The sequence below is a fragment of the Micromonospora sp. NPDC005324 genome (genome assembly GCF_040607155.1).
Taxonomy (GTDB): Bacteria; Actinomycetota; Actinomycetes; order Mycobacteriales; family Micromonosporaceae; genus Micromonospora; species Micromonospora trifolii.
On record NZ_JBEXGE010000031.1, the window covers coordinates 1 to 26384 of the forward strand.

29 protein-coding genes are annotated in these 26384 nt (G+C 67.4%); 9 read left to right on the forward strand and 20 right to left on the reverse strand.

Annotation, left to right across the window (positions count from 1 at the left end; genetic code table 11):
* Nucleotides 1-308, reverse strand: a 308-nt coding sequence (locus ABZS40_RS26665) for a glycogen/starch synthase (protein WP_354946235.1), incomplete at its 3' end; no start/stop codon positions are given.
* Between the two features lie 315 nt (nt 309-623).
* On the opposite strand from ABZS40_RS26665, the gene glgX reads away from it, so the two are divergent.
* From glgX to treZ, 3 genes are read left to right on the forward strand one after another with little or no spacing between them, the layout of a single operon-like run.
* Nucleotides 624-2741, forward strand: a complete 2118-nt coding sequence (gene glgX, locus ABZS40_RS26670) for a glycogen debranching protein GlgX (RefSeq protein ID WP_354946236.1) — start codon at nt 624-626, stop codon at nt 2739-2741.
* Between the two features lies 1 nt (nt 2742).
* Nucleotides 2743-5049 (forward strand): malto-oligosyltrehalose synthase, encoded by a 2307-nt coding sequence (gene treY / locus ABZS40_RS26675; protein ID WP_354946237.1) that lies wholly within the window; start codon nt 2743-2745, stop codon nt 5047-5049.
* Nucleotides 5046-6770, forward strand: coding sequence for a malto-oligosyltrehalose trehalohydrolase (treZ, locus tag ABZS40_RS26680; protein ID WP_354946238.1), 1725 nt, complete (start codon nt 5046-5048; stop codon nt 6768-6770). Before treY ends, treZ begins: the two co-directional genes overlap by 4 nt.
* 255 nt (nt 6771-7025) lie before the next feature.
* On the opposite strand, the gene ABZS40_RS26685 is transcribed toward treZ, so the two are convergent.
* From ABZS40_RS26685 to ABZS40_RS26695, 3 genes are all read right to left on the reverse strand, one after another.
* Nucleotides 7026-7208 (reverse strand): hypothetical protein, encoded by a 183-nt coding sequence (locus ABZS40_RS26685; RefSeq protein ID WP_354946239.1) that lies wholly within the window; start codon nt 7206-7208, stop codon nt 7026-7028.
* A gap of 176 nt (nt 7209-7384) precedes the next feature.
* Nucleotides 7385-8353, reverse strand: coding sequence for a hypothetical protein (locus ABZS40_RS26690; RefSeq protein WP_354946240.1), 969 nt, complete (start codon nt 8351-8353; stop codon nt 7385-7387).
* 17 nt (nt 8354-8370) lie between these two features.
* A complete protein-coding gene (locus tag ABZS40_RS26695; RefSeq protein ID WP_354946241.1) occupies nt 8371-8898 on the reverse strand; it encodes a hypothetical protein in 528 nt (175 codons plus the stop codon).
* A 357-nt stretch (nt 8899-9255) separates the two neighbouring features.
* On the opposite strand from ABZS40_RS26695, the gene ABZS40_RS26700 reads away from it, so the two are divergent.
* From ABZS40_RS26700 to ABZS40_RS26710, 3 genes are all read left to right on the forward strand, one after another.
* Nucleotides 9256-10398, forward strand: coding sequence for a helix-turn-helix transcriptional regulator (locus ABZS40_RS26700; protein WP_354946242.1), 1143 nt, complete (start codon nt 9256-9258; stop codon nt 10396-10398).
* A gap of 112 nt (nt 10399-10510) precedes the next feature.
* Nucleotides 10511-10672 carry a hypothetical protein gene (locus ABZS40_RS26705; RefSeq protein WP_354946243.1) on the forward strand — a complete coding sequence of 54 codons (162 nt, stop codon included), beginning with the start codon at nt 10511-10513 and terminating at the stop codon, nt 10670-10672.
* The gene (locus tag ABZS40_RS26710; RefSeq protein ID WP_354946244.1) at nt 10659-11909 is read left to right on the forward strand and encodes a helix-turn-helix transcriptional regulator; all 1251 of its coding nucleotides are present in this window, start codon (nt 10659-10661) and stop codon (nt 11907-11909) included. The genes ABZS40_RS26705 and ABZS40_RS26710 overlap by 14 nt, the downstream gene beginning before the upstream one ends.
* A 34-nt stretch (nt 11910-11943) precedes the next feature.
* Here the strand turns inward: ABZS40_RS26710 and ABZS40_RS26715 are convergent, their stop codons facing one another.
* From ABZS40_RS26715 to ABZS40_RS26740, 6 genes are all read right to left on the reverse strand, one after another.
* Complete coding sequence (locus ABZS40_RS26715; RefSeq protein WP_354946245.1) at nt 11944-14025, reverse strand: tetratricopeptide repeat protein; 2082 nt, start codon at nt 14023-14025, stop codon at nt 11944-11946.
* On the reverse strand, nt 14022-14579 hold the full coding sequence (locus ABZS40_RS26720; protein WP_354946246.1) for a DUF6879 family protein: 558 nt from the start codon (nt 14577-14579) through the stop codon (nt 14022-14024). Before ABZS40_RS26720 ends, ABZS40_RS26715 begins: the two co-directional genes overlap by 4 nt.
* A 7-nt stretch (nt 14580-14586) precedes the next feature.
* Complete coding sequence (locus ABZS40_RS26725) at nt 14587-14808, reverse strand: hypothetical protein (RefSeq protein WP_354946247.1); 222 nt, start codon at nt 14806-14808, stop codon at nt 14587-14589.
* Between the two features lie 441 nt (nt 14809-15249).
* The gene (locus tag ABZS40_RS26730) at nt 15250-15879 is read right to left on the reverse strand and encodes a VOC family protein (RefSeq protein WP_354946248.1); all 630 of its coding nucleotides are present in this window, start codon (nt 15877-15879) and stop codon (nt 15250-15252) included.
* A gap of 129 nt (nt 15880-16008) precedes the next feature.
* The gene (locus tag ABZS40_RS26735) at nt 16009-17253 is read right to left on the reverse strand and encodes a DUF6357 family protein (protein WP_354946249.1); all 1245 of its coding nucleotides are present in this window, start codon (nt 17251-17253) and stop codon (nt 16009-16011) included.
* A gap of 4 nt (nt 17254-17257) precedes the next feature.
* Nucleotides 17258-17911 carry a hypothetical protein gene (locus tag ABZS40_RS26740; protein WP_354946250.1) on the reverse strand — a complete coding sequence of 218 codons (654 nt, stop codon included), beginning with the start codon at nt 17909-17911 and terminating at the stop codon, nt 17258-17260.
* 140 nt (nt 17912-18051) lie between these two features.
* Here ABZS40_RS26740 and ABZS40_RS26745 point away from each other — a divergent pair, with 140 nt between their 5' ends.
* Entirely contained in the window at nt 18052-18393 is a 342-nt protein-coding gene (locus ABZS40_RS26745; RefSeq protein ID WP_354946251.1) for a GlsB/YeaQ/YmgE family stress response membrane protein, read from the forward strand.
* A gap of 176 nt (nt 18394-18569) precedes the next feature.
* On the opposite strand, the gene ABZS40_RS26750 is transcribed toward ABZS40_RS26745, so the two are convergent.
* From ABZS40_RS26750 to ABZS40_RS26785, 8 genes are all read right to left on the reverse strand, one after another.
* The gene (locus tag ABZS40_RS26750; protein ID WP_354946252.1) at nt 18570-18992 is read right to left on the reverse strand and encodes a hypothetical protein; all 423 of its coding nucleotides are present in this window, start codon (nt 18990-18992) and stop codon (nt 18570-18572) included.
* 13 nt (nt 18993-19005) lie between these two features.
* On the reverse strand, nt 19006-19263 hold the full coding sequence (locus ABZS40_RS26755; RefSeq protein WP_354946253.1) for a hypothetical protein: 258 nt from the start codon (nt 19261-19263) through the stop codon (nt 19006-19008).
* Nucleotides 19263-19640: a DUF2089 domain-containing protein gene (locus tag ABZS40_RS26760; RefSeq protein WP_354946254.1), complete on the reverse strand. Its 378-nt coding sequence runs from the start codon at nt 19638-19640 to the stop codon at nt 19263-19265. The genes ABZS40_RS26755 and ABZS40_RS26760 overlap by 1 nt, the downstream gene beginning before the upstream one ends.
* A 154-nt stretch (nt 19641-19794) precedes the next feature.
* Nucleotides 19795-20328, reverse strand: a complete 534-nt coding sequence (locus ABZS40_RS26765; RefSeq protein WP_354946255.1) for an RICIN domain-containing protein — start codon at nt 20326-20328, stop codon at nt 19795-19797.
* 109 nt (nt 20329-20437) lie between these two features.
* Nucleotides 20438-21511 carry a glycoside hydrolase family 43 protein gene (locus tag ABZS40_RS26770; protein ID WP_354946256.1) on the reverse strand — a complete coding sequence of 358 codons (1074 nt, stop codon included), beginning with the start codon at nt 21509-21511 and terminating at the stop codon, nt 20438-20440.
* A 156-nt stretch (nt 21512-21667) separates the two neighbouring features.
* Complete coding sequence (locus ABZS40_RS26775; protein WP_354946257.1) at nt 21668-21859, reverse strand: hypothetical protein; 192 nt, start codon at nt 21857-21859, stop codon at nt 21668-21670.
* Nucleotides 21860-21899: 40 nt separating this feature from the next.
* Nucleotides 21900-22085, reverse strand: a complete 186-nt coding sequence (locus tag ABZS40_RS26780; protein WP_354946258.1) for a hypothetical protein — start codon at nt 22083-22085, stop codon at nt 21900-21902.
* Nucleotides 22086-22195: 110 nt separating this feature from the next.
* The gene (locus ABZS40_RS26785; RefSeq protein WP_354946259.1) at nt 22196-22585 is read right to left on the reverse strand and encodes a hypothetical protein; all 390 of its coding nucleotides are present in this window, start codon (nt 22583-22585) and stop codon (nt 22196-22198) included.
* Between the two features lie 264 nt (nt 22586-22849).
* Between ABZS40_RS26785 and ABZS40_RS26790 the strand changes: the two genes are divergently transcribed.
* The gene (locus tag ABZS40_RS26790; protein WP_354946260.1) at nt 22850-23434 is read left to right on the forward strand and encodes a winged helix-turn-helix domain-containing protein; all 585 of its coding nucleotides are present in this window, start codon (nt 22850-22852) and stop codon (nt 23432-23434) included.
* A 1-nt stretch (nt 23435) separates the two neighbouring features.
* Nucleotides 23436-24692, forward strand: a complete 1257-nt coding sequence (locus ABZS40_RS26795) for an MFS transporter (RefSeq protein WP_354946261.1) — start codon at nt 23436-23438, stop codon at nt 24690-24692.
* Between the two features lie 76 nt (nt 24693-24768).
* Here ABZS40_RS26795 and ABZS40_RS26800 read toward each other — a convergent pair whose 3' ends face one another.
* Both ABZS40_RS26800 and ABZS40_RS26805 read right to left on the reverse strand, forming a co-directional pair.
* On the reverse strand, nt 24769-25653 hold the full coding sequence (locus ABZS40_RS26800; RefSeq protein WP_354946262.1) for a S41 family peptidase: 885 nt from the start codon (nt 25651-25653) through the stop codon (nt 24769-24771).
* A gap of 56 nt (nt 25654-25709) precedes the next feature.
* Nucleotides 25710-26375, reverse strand: coding sequence for a TetR family transcriptional regulator (locus ABZS40_RS26805; protein WP_354946263.1), 666 nt, complete (start codon nt 26373-26375; stop codon nt 25710-25712).
* Nucleotides 26376-26384: the final 9 nt, after the last annotated feature.

Consider the following 26384-nt stretch of genomic DNA (forward strand, 5'->3'; position numbering starts at 1 on the left):
TACTCCTCCAGGGGCGCGCCGTCGCTGTGGCGGGTGACGACGGTGACCTCGTGGCCGGCGGCGGCGAGGGCGACGGAGAGGGCGTGCACGTGTCGGCCGAGACCGCCGACGAGCACCGGCGGGTACTCCCAGGACAGCATGAGGATGCGGCGGGTCTGCGGGGGCACCCCGGGGCCGGACTGCGCCGGAACGGGGGTGCCGGGCTGCGCGGTGGGACCGCCCTGCGCGGGAGGCCGGGAGGTCAGTGTGGGCCGGTGGGCCCGGTCCTTGGTGGCAGCGAACTGCTCGTCGACCCGCAGGGTCGTCACATCAATCTCCGTCCATGCATGGTGGTGCGCGCCGGCGTCAGTGGCGGCGGAGCGAGAGGTGTAAGGGGTGGCCGAGGGCCCGGCGGGACGCGCGCGGACGCTTGCCCCCGAACAAGGAAAGTCCATCGGGACCAAGAACGCACCTCGAAAAGGGTCATCGTGACGGAGGACACCCGAGTGGTGTAGCGCGCATCAGACAGGTGGTTTCCGGGCACGGCTGCAAGGATGGATTGGCGCGCCCGGTCGGGGGGCAATACCCGCCTGCGCGCGGGCGATCTCGGCCGGTGCGCACATAACCATGGTCTAAGGAGCGACATGCAGGTCTGGCCGGGCGAGCGGTACCCCCTGGGCGCCACCTACGACGGGATGGGCACCAACTTCGCCATCTTCTCCGAGGTGGCCGAGCGGATCGAGCTGTGCCTCTTCGACGAGTGGGACACCGGCGCGGAGCGCCGCGTCGAGCTGCGCGAGGTGGACGCCTACGTGTGGCACGCGTACCTGCCGGGCATCGAGCCGGGCCAGCGCTACGGCTACCGGGTGTACGGCCCGTACGACCCCGCGAACGGGCTGCGCTGCAACCCGCACAAGCTGCTGATCGACCCGTACGCCAAGGCCATCGACGGTGACGTGCAGTGGGACCCGGCGGTCTACGACTACGACATGGCTGAGCCGGAACGGATGAACGAGACCGACTCGGCGCCGTTCATGCCGAAGTCGGTGGTGGTCAACCCGTACTTCGACTGGGGCAACGACAAGCCGCCGCGCATCCCTTACCACCACTCGGTGATCTACGAGGCGCACGTGCGCGGGCTGACCATGCGCCACCCGGACATCCCGGAGGAGCTGCGCGGCACGTACGCGGCCATCGCCTCCCCGCCGATGATCGACTATCTGACCCGGCTCGGGGTGACGGCGATCGAGCTGATGCCGGTGCACCAGTTCATCCACGACAACCGCCTGGACGACCTGGGGCTGCGCAACTACTGGGGCTACAACACCATCGGCTTCTTCGCCCCGCACCACGGCTACTCCGCGCTGGGCCGAACCGGCCAGCAGGTGCAGGAGTTCCGGGGCATGGTCAAGGCGCTGCACGCGGCCGGCATCGAGGTCATCCTCGACGTGGTCTACAACCACACCGCCGAGGGCAACCACCTCGGCCCGACGCTGAGCTTCAAGGGTGTGGACGCCCCGAGCTACTACCGGCTCAGCGAGGAGGACCGCCGCTACTTCGTCGACTACACCGGCACCGGCAACAGCCTCAACGTGCGCAGCCCGCACTCCCTGCAACTGATCATGGATTCGCTGCGCTACTGGGTGACCGAGATGCACGTCGACGGCTTCCGGTTCGACCTGGCGGCCACCCTGGCACGGGAGTTCTACGAGGTGGACCGGCTCTCCACCTTCTTCGAGGTGGTGCAGCAGGACCCGGTGGTCAGCCGGGTGAAGCTGATCGCCGAGCCGTGGGACGTCGGCCCCGGCGGCTACCAGGTGGGCAACTTCCCGCCGCTGTGGACGGAGTGGAACGGAAAATACCGCGACACCGTCCGGGACTTCTGGCGCGGCGAGCCGGCCACCCTCGCCGAGTTCGCGTCCCGGATCTCCGGCTCCGCCGACCTCTACCAGGACGACGGCCGCCGACCGTTCCACAGCATCAACTTCGTCACCGTGCACGACGGGTTCACCCTCAACGACCTGGTGTCGTACAACGACAAGCACAACGAGGCCAACGGCGAGGAGAACCGGGACGGCGAGAGCCACAACCGGTCCTGGAACTGCGGGGTCGAGGGCGACACCGACGACGAGGCGGTCCTCGCGCTGCGGGCCAAGCAGCGGCGCAACTTCCTGGCCACAGTGATGCTGTCGCAGGGCGTGCCGATGATCGGCCACGGTGACGAGCTGGGCCGCACCCAGCACGGCAACAACAACGTCTACTGCCAGGACAGCGAGCTGGCCTGGGTCGACTGGGACAACGTCGACGAGCAGCTGCTGGAGTTCGTGCAGACGCTCACCGCGTTCCGCAAACGTCACCAGGTGTTCCGGCGTCGCCGCTTCTTCACCGGCCTGCCGGTGAACGGGCGCGGCATCGACGAGCCGCTGCCCGACCTGGCCTGGCACACCCCGGACGGGCGGGAGATGACCGGCGAGGACTGGGGCAACGACTTCGGCCGCTCGGTGGCGCTGTTCGTCAACGGCGAGGGCATCCGCGAGCGCGGCCAGTACGGGCAGAAGCACCACGACGCCTCGTTCCTGCTCTGCTTCAACGCCCACGACGCGCCGCTGGACTTCACCATGCCCGGCAGCGAGTACGGCCAGAAGTGGGAACGGGTGATCAGCACTGCCGAACCCGAGCCGGGCGACGCCACGGTGATCAGCGCGGGCAGCACCATCCGGGTGCCGGACCGCTCCCTCGTCGTGCTGGAGAGGACGATCTGACATGCCGGCCACCCCTCCCACTGCCACCTACCGGATCCAGGTCCGCCCCGGCTTCGACCTGGACGCCACCGCCGCGATCGTCGACTACCTGGACGACCTCGGCGTCAGCCACCTCTACAGCGCCCCGCTGCTGACCGCCACCCCCGGCTCCCAGCACGGCTACGACGTGGTCGACCACCGGGCCGTCAACCCGGAGCTGGGTGGGGAGGCCGCCCGGCAGCGGCTGCTGGCCGCCCTGCGCGACAAGCAACTCGGCCTGGTCGTCGACATCGTGCCCAACCACGCCGGGGTCGCCGTCCCGCCCGCCAACCCCGCCTGGTGGGACGTGCTGCGCCGGGGGCGCGACTCGGCGTACGCCGACTGGTTCGACATCGACTGGGACCGGGGCCGGCTGCTGCTGCCGGTGCTCGCCGACGACGAGGCCGCCCTCGACGACCTCAAGGTGGTCGACGGGGAGCTGCGCTACCACGAGCACCGCTTCCCGCTCGCCGACGGCACCGGCGACGGCAATGCCGCGGAGGTGCACGACCGGCAGCACTACGAGCTGGTCTCCTGGCGGCGCGGTGACGCCGAGCTGACGTACCGCCGATTCTTCGCCATCGCGGGCCTGGCGGGCCTGCGCGTGGAGGACCCGGCGGTCTTCGCCGCCACCCACGAGCTGATCCTGCGCTGGGCCGCCGCCGGCGAGGTCGACGGCATCCGCGTCGACCACCCGGACGGCCTGCGCGACCCGGCCGGCTACCTGGCCCGGTTGCGGGCCGAAGCGCCCGACGCCTGGCTCGTGGTGGAGAAGATCCTGGAGTACGGCGAGGAGCTGCCGGACTGGCCGGTGGACGGCACCACCGGCTACGACGCCCTGGCCGCGGTCGGCGGGCTCTTCGTCGACACCGACGCCGAGGGCGACTTCACCGCGCTGGACAACCGCCTCACCGGGCAGCACACCTCCTGGGAGGACCTGACCCACGCCACGAAGCTGGCCGCCGCCACCCAACTGCTCGCCGCCGAGCTGACCCGGCTGGCCGCCCTCGCCCCCGAGGTGCCCACCGAGCAGGCCCGCGCGTCCCTCGCCGAGCTGGCCGCCGCGTTCGCCGTCTACCGGGGCTACCCGCCGCACGGCGCCCGGCACCTCGCCGCCGCCCGCTCCGAGGCCGGCCGCCGCCGCCCCGACCTGGCCATCGCCCTGGACGCTGTCACCCGCCGACTGCGCAACCCCGACGACGAGCTGGGCATGCGGTTCCCGCAGCTCACCGGCGCGGTGATGGCCAAGGGCGTGGAGGACACCGCGTTCTACCGCTGGACCCGGTTCGTGGCGCTCAACGAGGTCGGCGACGACCCCTCCCACTTCGGGGTGCCGCCGGCGGAGTTCCACCGCTTCGCCGCCGCCCAACAGGTCCGCTGGCCGGCCAGCATGACCACCCTCTCCACCCACGACACCAAACGCGGCGAGGACGTCCGCGCCCGGCTCGCCGTGCTCAGCGAACTCCCGGGCCGCTGGGCGGAGCAGGTCAAGACCTGGATGGAGTACGCGCCGCTGCCCGACCCGGCGTTCGCCCACCTGCTCTGGCAGACCGCCGTCGGCGCGTGGCCGATCGAGCGGGAACGGCTGCACGCGTACGTCGAGAAGGCCGCCCGGGAGGCCGGTGCCTCGACCAGTTGGGCGGACCCCGACCCGGCCTTCGAGCAGGCAGTGCACGCAGTGGTCGACCGCATGTACGACGACCCGAGCCTGCACGACGAGCTGACCGAACTCGCCGCCGCCATCGCCCCGGCCGGCTGGTGCAACTCGCTCGGGCAGAAGCTCATCCAGCTCACCATGCCCGGAGTGCCGGACACCTACCAGGGCACCGAGCTGTGGGACAACTCCCTCGTCGACCCGGACAACCGCCGCCCTGTCGACTTCGACGTACGCCGAGAGATGCTGGCACGCCTCGACGGCGGCTGGCGTCCCCCGGTCGACACCGACGGAGCGGCGAAGCTGCTCGTCGTGTCGCGGACACTGCGGTTGCGGCGGGCGCACCCGGAGCTGTTCACCACCTACCGGCCGGTGCCCGCGCACGGGCCGGTGGGCCGGCACGTGGTGGCGTTCGACCGGGGCGGCGTGATCGCCGTGGCGACCCGGCTGCCGCTGGGCCTGGCCCGCGCCGGTGGGTGGTGTGACACAGCCCTGTCACTTCCCGTTCACGAGATGAAGGACCTGTTCACCGGCCGGGTCTACAGTGGCGGGGAGACGTCGCTGGACACTCTTCTGGCCGACTACCCCGTCGCTCTGCTGGCTCCTCCCACCGCTGCCGAGGAGGCCGTTTCATGACCGAGTTCTCCGTCTGGGCACCGGACGCCACCCGGGTGCGGCTGCGCCTGGCCGGCGATACCGACCACGAGATGCGCGCCGCCGCCGACGGCTGGTGGAAAGTCGAGGTGCCCGACGCCGGCCTCGACTACTCCTTTCTGCTGAACGACGACGAAACCCCACTGCCCGACCCCCGGTCACCGTGGCAACCTGCGGGAGTGCACGGGCCGAGCCGACGCTACGACCATTCCGCGTTCCAGTGGAGTGATTCCTCGTGGACGGGCCGGCAGCTGCCCGGCAGCATCCTCTACGAGCTGCACATCGGCACCTTCACCCCGGACGGCACCTTCGACGCGGCCATCGACCGCCTCGACCACCTGGTGTCGCTGGGCGTCGACCTGATCGAACTGCTCCCGGTCAACGCCTTCAACGGCGAACACAACTGGGGGTACGACGGCGTCTGCTGGTACGCCCCCCACGAGCCCTACGGCGGCCCCGACGGCCTGAAACGGTTCGTCGACGCCGCCCACGCTCGCGGTCTGGGGGTGATCCTCGACGTTGTCTACAACCATTTCGGGCCCTCCGGGGCCTACGCGCCGCAGTTCGGGCCCTACCTCGCGGAGCAGTCGAACTCCTGGGGGCGATCGGTCAACCTGGACGGGCCGCACTCCGACGAGGTACGCCGCTACATCATCGACAGCGTGCTCATGTGGCTGCGCGACTACCGCGTCGACGGGCTGCGGTTGGATGCGGTGCACGCGCTGCCGGACTCGCGGGCTGTTCCGCTGCTCGAGGAGCTGGCTCTTGCCGTCGAGTCGCTGTCGACGCACCTGGGGCGGCCGTTGTCGCTGATCGCCGAGTCCGACCTCAACGACCCGCGGCTGATCACGTCTCGGGAGGCGGGCGGCTTCGGGCTGCACGCCCAGTGGAACGACGACGCGCACCACGCCCTGCACACGTTGCTGACGGGGGAGCGGCAGGGGTACTACGGGGATTTCGGGTCCCTGGAGACGCTGTCGGACGTGTTGACGGGTGGGTTCTTCCACGCGGGGACGTGGTCGAGCTTCCGGAACCGTCACCATGGGCGGCCACTGGACTCCCGCGTTCCTGGTCATCGGCTTGTTGCCTACCTGCAGAACCATGACCAGATTGGAAACCGGGCTACCGGGGATCGGATCTCGGCTTCTCTCTCGCCTTCGCTGCTCCGCGTTGGGGCTACGTTGCTGTTGACGGCGCCGTTCACTCCCATGCTGTTCATGGGGGAGGAGTGGGCGGCCTCCACGCCGTGGCAGTTCTTCACGTCGCACCCGGAGCCGGAGTTGGCTACTGCGGTGCGGACCGGGCGGCGGCGGGAGTTCGCAGCGCACGGGTGGCCCGAGGGGGACGTGCCCGATCCGCAGGACCCGGAGACGTTCGTACGGTCGCGGTTGGACTGGGCTGAGCTGGACAAGCCTGAGCATCGGGAGATGTTGTCGTTCTACCAGCGGTTGATTGCCTTGCGCCGTTCTTCTCCGGACCTGTCGGATCCTCGGTTGAACGCTGTCTCGGTGCAGCACGGGGACCAGTTCCTGGTAATGCGGCGGGGGGACACGCTGGTGGTGGCGAACTTCGCTGGGCGGGGGCAGGGGGTGTCGCTGCCTGGGGTGGCGCGGCGGGTGCTGCTGGCTACGGGGGAGGGTGTCACCGTGATGCGGGACCGGATTCAGTTGCCGGCGGAAACTGCGGCGATCGTGGCGCTCTAAGGAGTGCGCTACTGCGAAATTCTTAAATCGAGAATTCAACTCTTTCATGATTGGCTATCCAGCCACGATATGTAGTTGAATGCAACGTCTCCGGCTGTCAGTAGGCTTGCCTGCGAGATTACGATCTCGTGATCTCGTGCTTGGATTCCAACCGAATTTAGCTTAGATAGATTCCCGAGCTCTCGCTTGGACGCTCTCCCCAACCCGTGAGCGATGATGTTTCGAACACGTTTGATAGCGGCAAATTCGCTGTTGCTAGGGAAGCCTGAGAGTGATGCCGAAAAGATGATTGAAGAGCTGCTCGCGTCTCGGCCAAGTGTTGGCGGATAAACCGTCGACAACGTGCATCAACTTGGCGACTATCTCCTCGTCGGAATCCACCCGCTCTCGCAGCACTTCGGAAAGAAGAGTGTCGGTGTAGGACTCCGCCACACTCACAATGCGAAGGTATGAGGACTGACGCGACGCTTGTGAAGTATTCCTGCCGCCTATAAGTGAGGGCGTATCTCGGATCCGTCCAAGGTGTAGTCCCCCGGGATCGTTAAGACTCTCCGAAATTGTGATCCGAATGAGGCGAAGAGCCGTCTCGGTGGACTGACGAGGAACGCGTCGATTCATGACAAGATCCATCCGTGCAGCTTTGATTCAGACTTGACTGCCTTGACGAGCCGCGCTGCCTTGTCATCCGCGTTGACAACAAGCGTCTGAAGGGCAACGAGATACCACGACGATAGACAGGACGGAGCCTCGCGCATTGCTGAGTCAACCTGCTGAACCGTCACCATGTCCGCTGCGGCAAGTGCCCAGAAGCAGGAAGCACGCACAACGGGCGAACGGTCAGTAAAAGAGAGCTTCCGGACCCATCTCTGTCGGGAGATGACGTCGCCCGCCGCGTTCTCATCGAGAAATTTGAGGCGACGAATAACATCGATAATCCAGAGCTCTTGCCATTCGTTTAGAGAAACTTCCGCAATGATCGAATCGACAGATCCCGCAACTGGTGACATTTCGTCTAACGATGACAGGTACCGGGCGACGTCTGGCGTCAGCGAAGCAACATATGCAACTATTCGGACAGTCTCTGAAGTTAGTCCCGGATTCTCCTCAAGGCGGAAAGCCGCAATTGTTCGCCTGAGTCTGCGTACATCATTAAGACTGGGATTCCCGTCCTTAATTGCGGCGGCGATGGGATTCGCCTCACCAATAAGCTGTCTAGCCTCCCCAAGAGTGCTTTCATCCAACTCTTCGAGGTAATCTCCAACCGCGTCTTCCGCGCTAATATCGCTTGGAATGGCGTCGTCGGCCGTTAGGCCTGTAGTATCAAATACGTAGGTCGTCAACGAAGGTGTCGAAGTTTTATGCTCACTGACGACAAGGCCGAGCTCGCGTGCTACTGCCGAGAGTGCATCTACGGCGCGGAGGGCGTCTCCATAGGAACGAGTCGCTATGCGAAAATCGTCGTTGTATCGCCATATTGGGAAGCCTTCTCGAATCATCCTCCGCTCGACAATATCTATGTAGTACTCCGACAGCTCATGGGAAGGCTGAAGTTGCTGGGGTAAACCGAACCTTCGTCCCTGCACGTCGGCCAGAAAGTCGATTAGGGCTCAATCGCGGCAAATTCACCGGTTTGAAGCATAAGTTCCTTGGCCAGGATCTCGTGGTCAATGTACTGGTAAAACGAACTTACGTCACTCTTGACGATATATTGGATGCGACTTGTGGTTGCCCAAGGTTCGGTGGGATTGACCAACTGTTCATCATTGAAGCTGTACTTGATCGGTGCAACCACAAAATCAAGGTACCGTTGCCGTGATCTATCCACGGACTTCCGCCCTGTAAGTGCGAGCGAGGTGAGTGCTCGATAAACAATTCTGTCGATTTGATATAGCATCGCAATTGGTCTTACCCCATGCCCCGCCTTGCGTGCGCCAACCACAGCTTGGGGCGCAGGTAGATGACCAGACAGCAGTTGGGCAGCAAGCCAATCACTGATGGCGTTGGCATTCGCGACCAAGTTTCTCCAGGCCGGTTCTTCGGGCATGAGGTCCCGAACGGCAGCGGCTTCGACCTCTAAGGCCAACTTGAGGTTGAGGCGTTCGACGAGGCCTGCTTCCAAGGGGCGCATGCTGACACTCTAGGACCGTCTCGGATATTTTTCGACCCCCGCACGTTGGCTACCCCTTGCCCCAACCGGTTCCTGGCCAACGAAACAATAGTTATTGCGTATTTAATAAAACTGCCTACCGATAGCACTGCTCTTCTCATTGGACTACGGTAATGCGCCGAAGCCCTATCCTTCTGGTCTTGACCCGCCCACTAACGTCATGATCCTCTACGGTGAGTCCCGGCGGGTTGAAGTAGACCCGGGAGGGCTGGCATGCGATCCTAACAGAGATCAAAATGATTCGTTGCTCCGAGTACCATCGAGATATCAGAGGTTGCCGGCTGCAGTGGCCGGCGTTGGCGTAAGTAGGAGTGCTGCATGCCGCCACGCGCAACCACAATCGTCGACCCGCGTTTCGCCGGGGAACTGCGCCACCTTCGGGAGGCGCTGGGCATGTCGTTGCGGCAACTCGCCGCCGCCGTGAACCACGGCAAGAGCCTCATTCACCAGTTGGAAGCGGGACAGACGAAGCCGACAGTAGAGGTGGCGGCCCGGCTCGACGACGCCTTGCAGGCAAACGGCGCTTTGGCAGCATTGGTCATTGACGCCCCCGACGGCGGCGACCGCTTGGCGTACTTGACCGGACGTCCTCGCAGCGTCGACCGTGCAGCCGCAGATGCCCTCGCAGGCCTTCTCGGTGGCTACCGCCGGTTGGAGGACGCCGTAGGGTCAGGTCCGATCATCGGGCCGGTCCGCGCCCACCTCGGCACCATGATCGATCTGCTGCGGGAGGCCCCGCACGCCTTGCAGCCCTGGATTATCGATGTCGCTGGGCAGTGGGCGCAGTTCGCAGGCTGGTTGAGCATCGCCCGGGGCGAGGAGCGCATTGCCACGGCCTGGAACGCGAGGGCCTTGCAATGGGCTACTGAGGCTGGCAATACCGATTTGATCGCCACCGTACTGTCCTTTCAGGGGCACCAGGCAGAGTTGCGGAACGATCTCCCGTCCATGATTGAGCTATCGCGGGCATCGCGGCGGGATGAGGCGGTGAACGCGGCCCTACGCGCCTACTGCGCAGGGCAGGAGGCCAGGGGTCTAGCCATGGCCGGAGCAGCTAGCGCTGACGTACTGGCGCGGCTGTCGGAGGCGTCGGACCTCTCGGCCCAATCGACAGAGGAACCACTGTCCCCATGGGGCTACTGGTACACGCCATCGTTCTTCGCCGTTCAACAGGGGAGCGTCTGGCGCTATCTCGGTGCTGCGGACAGTCGTGCGAACGATCGCGCGCTGGCACTGCTGACAACCGGTGTCGCGGGCGTCAGCGAGGAGGCAAGCGGTGCCGAGTGGCATGGCCGCAACCTGGTGCATCTCGCCGTCGCTCAGGCGCAGGGCGGGGACGCGGCGACGGCCCGCGAGACCCTGGCGGCGGCAGACGCCATTGCGCTTGCCACGGCATCCCGAGAACTCGCCCGTCAGGTGGCCGAGGCTGTCCACCATCTCCGACTGTCCGCTATGCCGTAGCGGACGCGTTTCGCCTGGTCCGCCACCGATTGTCACATAGACGATGACGGTGGGTGACGGCGCTGGTGGCTACTCAGACTGATGTCGCGCCCACTGTTCGATGGAGGTGGGCATGCATAACGACGAGTCGGCAAGCGAGGGCGAGCAGTCCGAAGCGGCCGAGCGGGAGGCTGCCAAACAGCGCCTCCTGGCGCAGGCCGAGGCGGAGCGCGTACCCGTGGAGGACACGACCCGCGCGGTCCCGGACCGGCGGTGGCGGCGTGACCAACGATGACCTCCCGATCGGCCGCCGGGTCGCCCGCTGGCGGGTGCGGCGGTCGATGACGCAACAGATGCTTGCCGACCGGCTGCGCAGGTCGAAGAGTTGGGTGGACAAGATCGAGCGGGGTGCCCGCACCCTGGACCGGTACTCGGTGATCCAGGAGCTGGCCCACGTCCTGCGGGTCGATCCGGAGGTGCTGCTCGGTCAGCCCCAGAGCAGCCCGGCGGGCACGCCGGACGGGGTGGACGACATCCGGGCCGCGCTCGCCCGCTACGACATCCCGCAAGCTCCACCACAGACGGACGAGTTGAGAAGGCAGGTTGGGCACGCCTGGTTGACCTACCAGCACGCGCACTACGGGCAGTTGGTGCGCCTGCTGCCGGGTCTGCTCGACGCTGCCCAGGGCGCGCGGTCGGCGGAGCTGCTGGTACACGCGTACCGGATCACCTCGTCGCTGCTGGTGAAGCTCGGCGAGGCCGACCTCGCCTGGCTGGCCGCCGACCGCGCGATGTCCACCGCCGCCGACGACCCACTGCTCGCGGCGGCAGCGACCATCTCGGTGGGCCAGGCGCTCCGCGTGCAGAACCGTGACCGCCTGGCCCTGGCCGCCCTGCTCCCCGCCGCCAACCGCGTCCTCTCACACCCAACCCGCTCCGGTGATCATGAGGTTAGCGGCGCTTTTGGAGATCAAACCGCCCGCAAAGCTCATGATCACGGGGGCGAGGGGCAGGGCGGGGGCGAGGGGGAGGGGGACCACCGGGGGAGGGCGGTGGGTGGGACGTTGCTGGTGCAGGCCGCGCTTGCTGCCGCCGGTTGCGGCGAGCACCGCCGCGCCGACGAGCTGACCGACCGGGCCGCAGGGATCACGGCCAGCCTGAGGGGGTGCGACGACACGCACCGCACCAGCTTCGGGCCGGTCGCCGTCGAGCTGGCGCGGGTGCTGGTGGCGACCTCGCGGGGTGACACCGTCGAGGCGCTCCAGAGGCACACGACGGTGGTTCGGCGGGAGGCGTGGCGGCGGTTGCCGGCCGAGTATCGGGGCGCGTACCTGGTGGACGTCGCGCGGGCGTACCTCCAGGTGGGTGACCTGCGCAGGGCGGCACGCGCGCTGGTGGACGCGGACAGTGTCGCGCCGGCCGAGGTTCGGTGCCGGCCGTTGGCGCGTACCGTGATCGCCGATGTCGCCCGCGCGCAGCCGGCGCCGGCCGGCGTGGCGCGCCTGGCGACGCTGGTCGGCCTCACCCGGTGAGACTCGGTCGCCTGGAGGTAACCGTAATGGGCGATCAGGTGCTCTTGCGGCTGCCGGTTCGTGCGAGAAGGCCACGAACGACACTGGCTTGGGGATCTCCGAGGGGATCGAGGATCCGTAGCGCCTGCTGCCAGCAGCGCCGCGCGGCATCGTGCTGGCTGGCGGCGTGGTGGGTGTCGCCGAGCGCTGCCAAAGTGAGCCCTTCGCAGCGGCGGTCGTCGAACCGGCGGAACAGCTCCAGGGCGTCCGTGTGCCGTTCCAGGGCCTCGTCGAGTCGACCGGCCTGCTGATATGCCAGGCCGAGCGGATAGGAGGCCCAGGCGACACTCCACTGATCATCGATGCCGTCGAGGATGGTGACGGCTTCCAGGTAGTGCGCGATGGCCGTGTCGAGGCGTCCGTGTGCGCGGTGCCCGTTGCCGAGGCTGAGCAAGGACATACCTTCGCCTCGGGTGATGCCGTGGCGGCGAAAGACCTCTCGCGCCTGACCGAAGAAGTCCATGGCCTCGTTCGTCTGCCCAAGCTCCTCGTGGATGAGGCCCAGCCCACGCAGACAGAATCCTTCCACCCAGTGGTCGTCGACCTCGCGGCTCGCGGCGACGCCTTGGTGATAGCAGTCGAGCGCGGTCTCGCGCTGCCCCATCCGCCAGTGGGCGTCGCCGAGGCAGCGGAGGTTGGCAGCCTCGCCGAGGCGCGACCCGGCCGAGCGCGCCGCACGCAGGCCGGTGAGGTGGATGTCGCGCCAGTCGGCCCAGTAGGACTTGAGCTCGAAGAACCCGTCGCTGACCACCGGCAGCTGCCAGGCAACCTCGAGTTCTCCCAGATCGTCGGCCTGCCGAACGGTGTCCAGAAGGTTGAGCCGTTCGCGTTCGAACCATGCCATCGCCTCGGCCACGGTGTGCGGAGGAGCGAGGATGACACCGGGCTCGCCTGGAGGCAGGGCGACGGCATGTGAGTACGGGAGGATGACCTTGCGACCTTCTTCAGCCATCAGCAGGTACCAGAAGTAGACGCGGCGTCGCGATTGGCGCTGTTGCTCGGGCGTCTCCTCGGCCTGTGCTCGTTCGAGCGCGTAGGCGCGGAGAAGGTCGTGGAACAGGTATCGGTCGCGGCTGGGGTTCTGCATAAGGTGCGCAGCGGTGAGCTGGTCAAGCAGATTGCGGGATCGGGACAGACTCACGCCGGCGAGGGCCGCCGCTGCTGAGGCCGAGGTGTCGGAGCCGGCGTGCAACCCGAGGAGTCGGAAGAGCCGCGCCGTTTCGGTGGGCAGCGCTTGGTAGGACCAGGAGAACACCGCCCGTACGTCGGACAGCTCGTCATCGTCGACCGCGAGAGCGTCAAGCTGATGCTCGACCAGTGCGAGGTCTGCCACGAACTCCGCGAGGGTCACATGGGGAGAGTTGGCGATGCGCTCCCCGATGATCCGCAGGGCGAGGGGAAGGTAGGCACAGCGGCGGGCAAGTTCAGCGGCGGCCTGTGGCTCTGTGCGGACCCGGCCCCCGCCGATGGTATCGCTGAGCAGCGTGACTGCTTCTTCGGGAGACAGGACGTCCAAGGTCATCCGCGACGCTCCTTCCCGTGCCACCAAGCCGGAAAGCCGGCTGCGGCTGGTGACGATCGCCATGCACGTCGGTGTTGCCGGGAGAAGTGGCCGGACCTGACCGACGGTGGACACATTGTCCACCACGATCAGGACGCGCTTGCCGTTCAGGACGGACCTGAACATTGCCGCCCGTCCGTCTGTGTCCGTAGGGATCTGCTCCGCCGGCACGTGCAACGCGCGGAGGAACGTGTCCAGTGCCTGGCCGACATCGAGGGCTGGCCCCGGACCGTAGCCGCGCATGTCGACGTAGAGGTCGCCATCGGTGAACCACCCTCGTGCTCGGTGAGCCCAGTGGACGGCCAGCGCTGTCTTTCCCACGCCGGGGGCGCCCGCGATAGTAGCCACGATCATCGGCGGGTGGCCCGCAGCCGCAGGTACGTCGTCGGACGGCAGTGCCGCGTCCAGTCGGCTGAGGGTTCGCTCGCGGTTGACGAAACCGGTTGCGTCGAGGGGGAGTTGACGCGGTGGCTGTAGACCTTCACGCTGCCGGCCCGGCAGCGAGCGGCGGGTCACGGGGCGTTGATCTGGAGCTGGTCTGCGATCTCCCGGTAGGAAACCGACGCCGAGACGGCCGCATCACGCCACAGATTGGCTTGCACTATTTGCTCTGGTTCGCTGACCACCTCGCCGGAGACGAACCTGCCCTCCTCGTCGTAGTACATGGCCACGAGACGGGCGGAGTCGAACAACCAGTAGTCGTAATGCGGCAATGTGGTCGGCCAGTCGTCGCCCGGGACCACGATGAGGCGGACGTCCTCGCCCGCCTCGACCGTGTGCTCGTAGGCCCAACCGCACTCGAACCGCACGTAATCTGACAGCGGTTCGGTGACGACATGGACCCGGTGCATGCGTTTGCCCGCCGACGCCGCCGCCCGCACTGTGTCGCACCACGCCGCGATCCCCGGAAACTCTCCGCGCGTCTCGCCCGCCAGGAACCGTGCGAACTCGTCCTGCTCGTACGACACGTCATACCGCTGAAGGGTCTCCAGCCGGTACGCCGTGTAACGGAAGTCGCGAAACAGTTGGTTGAACTCGTCGTCAGCCAGGGACGTGAACGATCGGGTCAACTCCCGATCACCGCTGCTCGGACTCGCGGTAGCGCTCAATGGCACCGAGCAGGACTTCAGCAGGAATCCGTACCGCGCCCTCACCAGGAAGTACGTTCTCTAGCTCGCCAGCGGTGTCCTCGTCGATGAGGCTTCCTTGAACGACAAGCTCCCCGTTTTCGCCGAGGTAGACCGTGGGGCAACCGTTGCCACCCGAGCCAGGATCCTTGTAGAGCTTGGTCAGCCTCATCTCGACCTCCAACAGAAGAGCAGACGGCTAAAAATACTGTCGGTCAGGACAGTAGTGCTCAGCGTGGTGGCCCAACAAGCCGATACCTCATGTCTGGGCTGGCCCGGATCGTAGCCGCGGAGGTTCGCGTATAGCTGCCCGTCGGGAAACCGCTGTCGTACGGCATGCGCCCATCGCAACGCCAGCGCCGTCTTGCCGACGCCTGCGGTGCCGCAGATGACGAAGAGGGTGGCGCGGACGGCCTCGCCGACGAGGAGGTGATTCAGCGAGCCCAGTTCGTCGATCCCTGGTGGACGCGGACAGTGTCGCGCCGGCCGAGGTTCGGTGTCGGCCGCCGGCGCGTACCGTGATCGCCGATGTTGCCCGCGCCAGCTGGCGCCGGCCGGCGTGGCGCGACTCGCCACCCTGGTCGGGCTCACGAGATGAAAGCTCGCCGTCCTGCTACGCGCGGCCGACCCAGGTGGCGACGCACGCCTCGTTGCCCTCGGCGTCGGCCAGGACCCACCACTTGGGTGCGTGCGCGTCGGACACCAGGTGGCCGCCGGCGGCCAGGGCGGCGGCGATGCGAGCCTCTGCCTGATCGTGCGGGACCGCTATGTCGAGGTGCATGCGGTTGCGCTGTGGGCGCGCCTCGTCCATCGGTTGTAAATTGAAGCCCGGGCCGCGGCGCGACGGGTCGAACAGGTAGTCGTCGCCAAACTGCCGATAGCCGAGCAGCGCGCGCCAGAACGGCAGCACATCCGCGCCGACGAGTGCGTCAAGGGTGACGTTGATGAGTTGCACGGCGGTCGGGTCGGCGGGGAGGCCCAGTTCCTTGGCGGCGGCCGAGATGCGCCGGGCCAACGAGATGTCGCGCCGATTCAGGCTCACCGTGACGCCGGCGCCGCGCAGGTCGATGATGAGATGTTGCTGCTGGGCCTCGTCGGCTAGCCGGCCGATCTCATCGACGAGCGCGACGCCCTTGGACAGCGAGCCGGTCGGGAAGTAGGCCGAGACCAGATGGTAGAGGCAGCGCCAGTCCTCGACACCGTCGGCCGCGTGGAACTGGGCGGCCGTGATCTGCCCAGTCATGTCAGCGAACCTAACATCGGCGGCGCAACCGCCTCCTACGCGGCGTGGCGCGACTGGCGACGCTTGTCGGCCTCACCCGCTGACGCCCGCTGGCCTCCGCACCGGCCTCGCGTGGGTTTTTTCTGGGAACTACCGGGCTTTGCGCTGACGACGCGCGCGCTCGAACTCGGCGACATCCGACATCCACTGACCGTGCTGGTCGAGTGCGGCGCAGCCGCCGCGGACGAAGGCGCTCACCAGCTTCCGGTACCCGCCGATCCCGTCGACCAGGCTGTACTCGACCTGGTACTCCGGGTCCGACCCGGCTTCCCCGTGTCGCACCGTCGTGATCCGGGCGATGGAGTCCGCGTAGAAGTGCAGCTGGATCCCCTCGCCCATCTCCTCGTCCTCGATGGTGAACACTTCGTTGTCCCCGGCAGAGCGATCGGCGACGAACTCCCAGAACTCGGCGGAGGCAGTGCGAGAACCGTCCCGTACCCAATTCTTCTCGCCGCCCTTGTCATCGGTGAAGGTCAGGGCCGTCTTACCGTGGTCGTCGGTGGCCTCCTCGTCGTCTAGCACCGGTGTGCTCCTGGAGCGGCCCGCAGCCTCCGAGCACAGCAGAAAGCCCACCGTCCGCACCGCGTCATCGGCGAGTTCGGGGTACGCGCGGCGCACTGCCGCGTCGACAGTCGCTGCCATCCGATCCCAGTCACGCTTGTCAGTGTCCCGGTTTCCCCGCCGCGGATCGAGGCCGATCCGCTTTCCGGCGCACGCCTGCTCAGCGGTGTCGATCACCCGCATGACCTGGGGCAGCAGTGCGGGGTCGACGGCATCGGGGCTCCGCCGTGGCACCGTCGCGCCATGCAGATACTGGCCCGTGTACCTCAGAATCGCAGCATCGAGTGCCCCGAGGACTACTCCGCGCTCGGAGCGACGGCGGTTTGCGTGATACTCCTGGGCACGTTTCTCGTTCGACAGCTCCGTTGCCGCGCCCATCGCCTCGCAAACCTGGCCGCGCTCCAGTAGCGCGATGTCGGCGCCATGGGCGACGAGCCGAATCCTGTCCCACCGGATGCGCCGAAAGAGCGCGTCGACGTCCGGGGGCGGGGAGAGCAGGATCGGGTCCAGGAGCGCGACGGCAGCGTTCTCGTCGAGCTGGCCCCGGGTTCCGGCAGCGTCGCACAGCGGAAGGACCGCACTCCACAGCAGCAGGTGTCTGGCCAGGTCCTCCCGGATCACCGCGAGGTGGGCTTCGGAGATCGGGACCGTGAACGTGCGAGGGTCATGGTTGGCGTCGGCCCCGGCGGCGAGCATCAGTTTCAGCTCGCCGTCCTCGCGGATCACCTTCGGGATCCAGCCGTTGCCGCTACGCGTGAACACGATGTCTCTCATCTGTTCACGACCACCGTGCACATTCGACATCGAGGCGTGGGTCGGTGCGCACCCAGACTTCGCCCCCGGCGGCCGCAGCCGGGCCGTCGACCCGTTCGAGACCGAGGAATTCGATCAACTGGAGCAGCTCGGCTCGCTCGGCGCGGTCCTCGCCGACATCGTGCGAGTCGAAGAAGACGTAGTACCTGTCGCTCGGGTCGACGATGCCCGAATCCGCCCAGATCCGGGCGACTTCCTCGATCGCCGCTGCTTCCATCGTGAACGCGGCGGCGCGGGCGGCACCGCGGGTCTCCGGTGAGGCGTCGAGGTCGGAGAGGTCGGAAAACCACTGGCCGAAGTGGTCGAGGCCGGCGTATCCGTTCTCGAAGAACAGCATCGCGCTCGGAAGGTAGCGGTTGGGCCTGTCGACCCGGAGGTGTTCCGACCTGAGCTGGTCCGCATGCTTGATCCGGGAGATCTTCCCCAGGCGGGGCATGAGCACCAAACTCTGCGCCGCCGGTTCGTCAGTGATGGTGTAGGTGTCCGACTCGCGGCCCCGGAAGAACGCCGAGAACGCCACGTAGGCCTCCTGGGGGTCGCCCACCGAGACGTGCTGATCGTTGCCATCACCGGCAGCGAAGACGAACTGCTTCGGTCCGGGTCTGTAGGGGCGGGCCATGGACGTCCTTCGTTCAGGGATGAAAGCTCCGCCAGGGTAGTGGATCAGACCGACATGCCCGCGGCCCTGATCGGGACCGGGTTTCCGGGAACGTGAGATTCGGGCATGTATCTCGGCACTGCTGGAGGGAGAGACAGCAAATGCTGGTAACTGGTTATCTCGGCGCGGTGCTCATCGGTGCCCTCGTCGGCCTGCTCGGCCGACTCATCCTGCCGGGGAGGCAGCGGATCGGCGTCGTCGCCACGTTCGTTCTCGGCGTCGGTTCGGCGGTGCTGGGCACCGTTGTCGCCAGGGCGCTTGATATCGACGACGGAGCCGGCGTCAAGGTGTGGGTGCTGCGCTGGGACTGGGTCGTGCTCGCGATCCAGGTCGGTGTCGCGATCATCGCCGTGGCGCTGGCGAACATGCTCACCTTCACCCGGCTTGCCGGCGGCGACGACAAGCCCCGTCGGCGGGCCCGTCGCAGCCAGGCCAAGAGCTGAAGAGTCGGTCAGTGCGCGAGCCGCGGAGGGACCACCCGTCCGAGTGGTCCCTCCGCTGGTCTGCTGGTGAGTGGCTAGACTTCAGGTTGGCAGTTCACCTGTGCTCTGCTGCGGCGGGCGCAGCCTCGGGAGGGTGTTCCAGCACCCTCTCGAGGGGCCGTCCCATCAGACGGCGCCTACTCGCAGAAGACCCGCACTGTGGCATCGGGTGAATCCACCTCCACTGTCACCTCGTCGAGGTGCTCCACGAGCGCCTCCAACTGTTCGGGCTTGAGCTGCGTCAGGTCGATCGGCACACCGGAGTCGCTGAGTGAGGCATTGGCCTTGACCAGGGCCTGCGGCGGGATCAGCGCCGCCAGCCGTACACCGGCCCGCAGCAGTTGCAGTGGCACCCGCACGTTGACCCGTGACGGCTCGAGGTTGTCGGTGGAGTCCACCAGCACCCGCAGGTACTTCACCTTGCCCTTCGGCCGGGCGTCGTGACTCACCGTCGCCGGTGCCTGGTCCCGTTCGAGTGCGGCAATCAGCTGCTCCGCCTCCTCTGCGGTGACCTTGCCGGCGACCAGCATGTCGAGGATGTCCTTGCGTTGTTCGGTCATTCGAACCTCTCCTTTATCGGATAGCCACGAGCACGGCCGTGCGGCAGTGCTCGATGTCGAAGCGGGCGCCGGGCAGTGCCGAGATGACACGCCAAGCGGCGCCGAGTGCCCGCACCACACCGATGCGGAACACGACGCAGGCCACGATCGCCGCCAGCACGACCAGGACCACGACCGGGAAGAGCACGAGCACCACGGGGAGTACGGGAACCCAGAGGCGGACGGGCCGGCGGTCCGGGCGGTTGACAGTGACGGTCACCAACTGCGGCATCACGACCGACCGTCCAGCTCGGCCAGCGCCTGCTGTGCGCTGATCTCACCGCGGCGCAGCCGATCGATGACGTCGGCTCGCGAGGGTGCCGGATCGGTCTCGACGAAGTCGAGCATCTGCGTGATCCGGTTGAGTCGTGACTTGATCGTCGGGTAGCTCACCCCGAAGATGCGTTCCATCTCCTTGATCGAACCGTGGCAGCGCACGAACGCCGTGACGAAGACCTGGTCATCGACGTTGAGCTGAGCCAGTTGCGGTGGCTCGAACTCGCCCTCGATCGCAACGCCGTTGCTCGCCAGGCGCACCCGCTCGACGACGAACGGCTGCCCCCGCGTCAGGCCGGTCAGGTCCTGCCAGTCCATCGCCTGTTCTGTCATAACTAAAGTTGTATCTTAAGATTCCTCAACTTCCAAGAAGCTGGCCTTAACTTTCTTGAGGTCCACCTGGCGTCGGGGGCGATCTCGTCGCCGGCCGGGAATGCGAAACCGCGGCGGGACCCGAAGAGGTCCCGCCGCGGCCGAAGAGCTTTGCTTACCAGAGGCCCCAGGTGAAGGCCTGGTTCTCCGACGTCGTGTAGCAGGTGAACTGCATCATGTCGGCGCCGTTCAACCTCGAGTTGGCCTCCACCGCCATGCACTTGTTGGTGCCCCGGTTCTTCAGCTGGTAGTAGTCGGCACCCCCGGAGGTGAAGAGCTTGATCGGCAGCCACTGGTCGTTGAGGCGGGCATCGCCGCACACCTGCGTGGCGATCTTCGCCCGCTCGGTGGTGACCGCGCCGCGCACGGCCATGCACCGTCCGCCGTTGTTGAAGGAGATGCGGTAGTAGCCCGAACTGGTAGTGGTGAAGGTCCAGTTGCGGTTCGGCCCGCCCTCGCAGAGGTGCTGGTCGACCACGATGTTCAGCGCGGACGAGAAGGCCTCCGGCGACAGGCAGTAGTCGTTCGTGTAGGGCTGGATCACCCACGGGCCGGTGGCGGCGGCCGCCGCCGGGCTGCCGGTGCCGACCAGCATCGCCGCGATCATGGTGAGCACCGCCGCCAGGCTGGTCATCGTCTTGCGCAACATGAAGTGCCTTCCGTCGTCCACAGTGGAGGAACGCCAAGGCTAGACGATCACCATCGATGCGCGCCAATCGAGCCGGGGCGCCCGGCAAGGAAGCAGGTGCACGTCCGGATCACTCGAAGAACTTGATGCTGAATCCGGTGTCGGCCGTCGGGCCGGGCACGTTGGCGCGGCGGTAGGTGGTGTTGCCCCACCAGCAGAAGGTGCCGGTGTACCAGTAGCGGTTCGCCCAGGAGTACGCGGTGCCCTTGGGCACCCCGTGGTACATCAGCGGGAACCTCGGCCCGGCGGGTGGGCTGGTGGCGATGTCGCCGTTGAGCAGCACGAAGCTGTGGTGACCAGGCCCGTTCACGTGCAGGGTGGGATCCCAGCCGGCCATCATGGTGGCCCGGTTCGAGCCGAACAGGCAGCCGTTCGACTTGTACCAGTCCCACACGTACGTCGGGTCGCCGCCGGCGCGCAGCCGCAGGTCGGCGAGGCAGTACTGGTCGCTCCAGCTGCCGTTGGCGGAGTAGACGATGTGGAGCTGCCCGTTGGGGTCCCTGATCGCCTCGGGGGACTCGTTGATGAACGGGTTGCCGACGACGCGCTCCCAGCTCTCGCGTGGCTGGGAGATGACGTACCGGCCACCGGTCGGGGTGAGCGGGTCACTCATCCGGCTGAGGTAGATGTTCTGTTCGACGTTGGTGTCTCCGGCCCAGCCCGACCAGACGAACCACCGCTGCCCGTTGAAGGTGAACAGGCTGCCGTCGATGGCCCACCTGCCGTCGGGCAGCGCGAGCTGCCGCTCGGCCGTGTAGCCGCTGGCCGGCGACGCCGAGTGGATCGCGTACATGCGGTGGGCGGTGCCGCGCCCGGCCGAGAAGTAGATGTAGTAGCGGCCGCCATCGGTGACGATCTCCGGGGCCCAAACCTCACCGAGGTTGCGGCTGTCCGTCCAGACCTGCCGCGCGGGTGCGGCGGCCAGCGCGTCGGGAGAGGCCGCCTGCCGCACGGCGATCCCGCCGTTGACCGACTGGACGGAGATGTAGGTGCCGCCGACGCGGATCACGCTGGGGTCGGCGGCTCGCAGGCTGGTCTGCCCGGCCGCCGCCGTCGCGGCGCCGAGCAGGGACAGGCCTGTGGCGAGCACGAGGGCCAGCAGGATGGAGAGGAGTCGCGGAAGGGTTCGGTTACCGACGTTCACGATCGGGATTCCTCTCCTCGCCTACCGGTTGGAGTTGCCGATGGGGGTTCAGGTCGTGCGGCAAAAATCGACGCTCTTAGATTAGAGCAGGAGTTGCGCACTCGCTGTCGGAGCGGACCACCGCGTCCCGGAACCCTCGCACCGAGCGCTCCGCCGTCAGCCGTCAGAGCGACGCCGCCGTTCCCTCACCGCGAAGCCCACGGCCAAGAGAAGCAGCCCAACCGCGATCAGCCCGCCGCTCAGGTATCGAAGCGTTGGTGACACCTCCGGCCAGGCGAACTGCACCGCGATGATCAACACGAAGAACGCGAGAAGGACCAGCGCGCCCGTTGCTTGCCGACGCCGCATCGTGAACCCCCTTGATTGCCTGCGCATGTCTGCGGTTTCCTCAGTCCCTCTGCTGCCGCCGGCGGCGCAGCACGTGCACGAGCATGGCAGGCAGGACCAGGATGATGATCACGGTCGATGTGCCCACGAAGGCGTCCGGATAGCGTTCAGCGACGGGGCCGGCGAGCAGGAACCCGACGACAGAGCCCAAGCCCATGAGGAGTATGCCGAGAGGCGGTCGTTTCACTGGCCTCACTCCTCACTAGCTGGCAGGACCTCGCGTTCATGGTTGTGCTCGAAGTTGTCGTCGGCCAAACCTGTGGGATGGCGGGCGCGTCGAAGACGCTCGTCAGGTGGTCAAGGAGTTGTCGTTCGATCCTTACGCCGGGCGAGTGCATTGCGGATGGCGAGAACGACGAGCGAGAGCGGCACGAAGACCCAGAGCTGCAGCACTGTGTACCGGCGCAGCTCCCGGTCGATGTCGACGCCAGCCAGTTCGGCGTCGAGGGCGCCGGGTCGCATCAGTGCCAGCGCATACAGGGACAGCGGTGCGTAGTTGAGACCAGCGCCGGTCAACCACAGGCCGATCGCTCGGGTGCTGAGGCCGCTCGACGACGCCAGCAGCCAGACGCCTGACGTCACCATGAGAACGACGCCGACGAGGAACTCGGCCAGAATGATCCGCCGACGGCGGGTGGTTCCTCGGCTGCCGTACATGTCGATGGCCGCCAAGCGACGCACGTTCATCAGAACGATGGTGCCACCTGCGGACAACCCTGACGGTTGCGGCGGCACCGGCAGGACGACCCGATGATCCGCTCGCCTTCACGGAAGTCGGGGTGTCCCGGCTCCACGGGCACCCCGACTTCACGAAGCCCGAGTCGATCTTCGCCACCATCGGAAGGGCGGGACGGGGGCCACCGCTGTGGCCGGGCCGATGCGAAAGACTTGTTGCGAATCTCGGCCACAAGGGCGTATAACCGAAAGGAGTCTTTCGTTTAAGGGGTGCCCATGGAGCAACACGAGCCAGAACGCCGGGTGCGCGTCCAGGACGCCACCAAGCTGCGGGCCCTCGCGCACCCGTTGCGCCTGCGGCTGCTGCGCTACCTGCTCGCCGCCGGCCCGAGAACCGCCGCGCAGTGCGCCGAGGCCCTGGACGACACCGGGGCGAACTGCAGTTACCACCTGCATCAACTGGCCCGGCACGGCCTCATCGAGCGAGTCCACGCCGAGGGGACCAACCGGCGTGACCGACCGTGGCGCGCCGCCGCCACCGGGTTCGAATTCCTTCCGGATCCCGACGACGCCGAGGGGCAGCAGATCAACGACGCGCTGACCGCCCTGGGGGTCGACGAGGTGTTCCGATCGCTGCAGCGCTACCAGCATCAGCAGCACAAACTGACCGACGAGTGGCGGAAGAGCGCCACCTTCCACAACTACACGCTCTCGCTCACCCCGGAGGAGTTGCGGCATCTCGCCCTGACCCTGGACGCCGTCATCCGGCCGTACCTGCGCCCGTTGCGCACCGCGCCCCCGAGCGACGCCCGGCCCGTCACCCTCAACCTCCAGGCGTACCCCACGCCGGAGTTCATCTGAGATGCTGACGCTGCTGCGACTCCGCGGATTCGTCCTGATCTGGGCTGGCGGGCTCTTCTCCAGCGTCGCGAGCTGGCTGCTGCTCACCGGGCTGCCGATCTACGTGTTCGGGGTGACCGGCTCGGCGCTCACCACCTCCGCCGTGTTCCTCGTCGAGCTGCTGTGCGGCATCACGCTGGGATCGTTCGCCGGTGCGCTCGCCGACCGTCTCGACCGGTTCCGGCTCATGACCTGTGTCGCCGCGCTCCAGGCCGCGGTGGTGATCCCCCTGCTCGGTCAACCCGACCACCACCTGTGGGTCATCTCGCTGGTCGCCGGGGCCCAGGCGGTGCTGACGCAGACGTTCGACTCCGCCCGCAACGCCGCGCTGCCACGCCTCGTCGAGCCCGCGCACCTGGTGCGCGCCAACAGTGTGGTGGCGCTCAACATGAGCGTGGGACGGCTCATCGGAGGTTCGCTGGGCGGGTTCGCGATCACCCGTGACGGCACCCGTTACCTCGCTGTCGGCGCCGTCGTGGCCTTCGCGATCACGGCAGCCCTGACCGCCGCCGGCCGCCGCGCCATCCACCACGCAACCGCGCAGCCGACGACCCCGGACCGTACGTCGTCGTTCTTCACCGCCTGGCGACACGGCCTCACGGCGATGCTACGCAACCGTGCCGTGCGGATGACGCTCGTGAGTGTGGCGTTGGGCGGCATCGCGCAGGGCCTGTTCGTTGTGCTCTTCGTGGTCTTCGTCAGCCGCGCGCTGCATGCCGACGGCACCCTCACCGGTGTGCTGCGCGGCGTTCAGGCGATCGGCGGGGTGGCAGGTGGGCTCATCGTCGGCATGCTGGGCGCTCGGCTCAGCCCCCGGCTGCTGATGAGCCTCGGTGCGACCACCTTCGCCCTGATCAGCCTGGTCATCTGGAACGGGCCGGCGGTCACCCGTCAACCCGAGTGGTACGTCGGGTTGTTCATCCTGGTCGGTGCGCCAGGCATCGCGTACGCCAGCGGAGCTTTCGCGCAGATCCAACAGAGCGTGCCCGACACCGAGTTGGGCCGGGCCTTCGGCGTCTACCACGCGATCTTCAACGCCTCGCAGGGGCTGGGCATGGCGGCTGCCGGCCTGCTCGGCGACGTGCTCAGCGTCGTGCTCGTGCTCAATGTGCAGGCCCTGCTGTACCTGGCCTCCGGTGCGGTCGCCTACCTGGGCCTGCGCTCCGTCGGGCAGCAGCGTCACGCCGTACGGCAGCGCGCCACCGTCGATGTCGGGTAGGCCACGCTCGTCCCACCGGCGGCAGGCGTGGTTCGCGGCACCTATCCCGGCGGCCCAGCAACGGCCGCCGCTGGGCCTACGCGGCCAGGATGGCCTTGAGTGCCGTGGCGAGTGCCTGGTCTGCCGGGACGGGCACGTCGGGGACCACTCCGACGCCCTCCCAGTTGGTGCCGGTGACGCTGTTGATGGTCCGGGCGGTCGGCACGGTCACGAGAATGTGTTCGGTGACCGGGTGGCGGGCCGTCGGGTGCGCGCCGCCACGCGTCGTCTCACCGACGACGACGGCCCGGCCGTGCGCCTGAAGGGTGTACGCCACGTCCTCGCCCCCGGAGAACGTCACCGCGCTGGTCAGCACGTGGACCGGGCGGTCCGCGTAGCGCGGCGCGGGCAGGTGGGCGGTCGTCCAGAACTGGCGGGTGGCGCCGGTGGACCGCTCGTAGAAGTCGTTGAGGTGCACCTGGTCGTCGCGGAAGAAGTAGCTGCACCACATCGCGGCTCCCTCCGGTGTTCCGCCGGAGCAGGCGCGCAGGTCCAGGACGAGCGCGGAGCTGAGGGCGACCAGTTGCATGGCCGCGCCGATCGCGGCGGCGCCTTCGTCGGCGTACGCGATGCGTCGCACGTCGATGAGCCCGACGTTGCCGTTCAGGTGCTCGACCCGGCGGACCCCCTGGTTCTCCGCCCTGAGCAGCGCGAGGAACGCGGCCCGCCCTCCGTCTTCGTCCGCTGGATCCAGCGACTGCGGCTGGTCCGACCACAGCAGCCGCAGATGCTTGTCCGGACACACCTGCTGAAGGTGAGCGGTCACCGTCTCGCAGAGCGCCGGCTCGTCCAGGTCGTCGTACTCGCCTGCCGCGAGACGGCGCCGGATCGCGGCGTCGATGTCAGCGACCTTCTCAGGAAAGACGTACCCGGCCTCGATCCGGTCCAGGGCCTGCCCGATGATCTGTTCGTTGGAGAGCACGGCGAGCAACGGTAGACAGCAACCAGCCCGATGACCACCGGGTTTCCCGCAGCGGATCAAAAGCGCGGCAGTATGCCCACGAGCGACGTGATGATGGCGACCCGCAGGGCTGTCCGTAGGTCGACATGGTGGACCGCGAGCGCCGGCTCGGACTCGTAGACGGCGAGCAGGCTCGGCGGCGGCGAGGTGTAGGCGGACAGCGCGCCACCCATGATCAGGGCGTTCAGGCAGAACAGCTCGGCGTTGTCGCCGACCTCGGGTAAATGCCGCCGGACGAGGTCGGCCATCACCGCGAGGTTGCCCAGTGAGGCCCGCTTGTGCCGGCGGACCGCCTCGACCGAGACGTTGTGCTCGAGCACCCCGCCCTGCGCGCCGAAGAGATCGCAGAGCACCGTCTGGGCGGCGAGCGACCGGCTGAGCACGTCGGCCGTCTGCTCCGCCCGTTCCATCGCCGGCCGGCCCGGGTCGACACCGTGGGCCAGTTCCTGGTCCAGCTCGGCCAGCCAGGTCGTCGTCCGGTCGTTTATCAGGTCTAGCAGCACCGCCTCGCGGGACTCGAAATAGCGCAGCACCGCCGTCTTGGCCAGGCCGACCCGCCGGCTCAGCTCGTTCAGGGTCACCTCGGCCACCGGCATCTCGTCGAGCATCGCCGACGTGGTCTCCAGGATGGCCCGGCGCCGGACCTCACGCTGCTCCTCGCTGCGCGCCCGCTGGAACGTCATGTCGCCAAC

Coding starts and splice junctions, on each gene's coding strand:
- glgX (WP_354946236.1), top strand. CDS start 624: ATGCAGGTCTGGCCGGGCGAGCGGTACCCCCTGGGCGCCACCTACGAC.
- treY (WP_354946237.1), top strand. CDS start 2,743: ATGCCGGCCACCCCTCCCACTGCCACCTACCGGATCCAGGTCCGCCCC.
- treZ (WP_354946238.1), top strand. CDS start 5,046: ATGACCGAGTTCTCCGTCTGGGCACCGGACGCCACCCGGGTGCGGCTG.
- ABZS40_RS26695 (WP_354946241.1), bottom strand. CDS start 8,898: ATGCGCCCCTTGGAAGCAGGCCTCGTCGAACGCCTCAACCTCAAGTTG.
- ABZS40_RS26700 (WP_354946242.1), top strand. CDS start 9,256: ATGCCGCCACGCGCAACCACAATCGTCGACCCGCGTTTCGCCGGGGAA.
- ABZS40_RS26705 (WP_354946243.1), top strand. CDS start 10,511: ATGCATAACGACGAGTCGGCAAGCGAGGGCGAGCAGTCCGAAGCGGCC.
- ABZS40_RS26725 (WP_354946247.1), bottom strand. CDS start 14,808: ATGAGGCTGACCAAGCTCTACAAGGATCCTGGCTCGGGTGGCAACGGT.
- ABZS40_RS26730 (WP_354946248.1), bottom strand. CDS start 15,879: ATGACTGGGCAGATCACGGCCGCCCAGTTCCACGCGGCCGACGGTGTC.
- ABZS40_RS26735 (WP_354946249.1), bottom strand. CDS start 17,253: ATGAGAGACATCGTGTTCACGCGTAGCGGCAACGGCTGGATCCCGAAG.
- ABZS40_RS26740 (WP_354946250.1), bottom strand. CDS start 17,911: ATGGCCCGCCCCTACAGACCCGGACCGAAGCAGTTCGTCTTCGCTGCC.
- ABZS40_RS26745 (WP_354946251.1), top strand. CDS start 18,052: ATGCTGGTAACTGGTTATCTCGGCGCGGTGCTCATCGGTGCCCTCGTC.
- ABZS40_RS26750 (WP_354946252.1), bottom strand. CDS start 18,992: ATGACCGAACAACGCAAGGACATCCTCGACATGCTGGTCGCCGGCAAG.
- ABZS40_RS26755 (WP_354946253.1), bottom strand. CDS start 19,263: ATGCCGCAGTTGGTGACCGTCACTGTCAACCGCCCGGACCGCCGGCCC.
- ABZS40_RS26760 (WP_354946254.1), bottom strand. CDS start 19,640: ATGACAGAACAGGCGATGGACTGGCAGGACCTGACCGGCCTGACGCGG.
- ABZS40_RS26765 (WP_354946255.1), bottom strand. CDS start 20,328: ATGTTGCGCAAGACGATGACCAGCCTGGCGGCGGTGCTCACCATGATC.
- ABZS40_RS26775 (WP_354946257.1), bottom strand. CDS start 21,859: ATGCGGCGTCGGCAAGCAACGGGCGCGCTGGTCCTTCTCGCGTTCTTC.
- ABZS40_RS26785 (WP_354946259.1), bottom strand. CDS start 22,585: ATGAACGTGCGTCGCTTGGCGGCCATCGACATGTACGGCAGCCGAGGA.
- ABZS40_RS26790 (WP_354946260.1), top strand. CDS start 22,850: ATGGAGCAACACGAGCCAGAACGCCGGGTGCGCGTCCAGGACGCCACC.
- ABZS40_RS26795 (WP_354946261.1), top strand. CDS start 23,436: ATGCTGACGCTGCTGCGACTCCGCGGATTCGTCCTGATCTGGGCTGGC.
- ABZS40_RS26805 (WP_354946263.1), bottom strand. CDS start 26,375: ATGACGTTCCAGCGGGCGCGCAGCGAGGAGCAGCGTGAGGTCCGGCGC.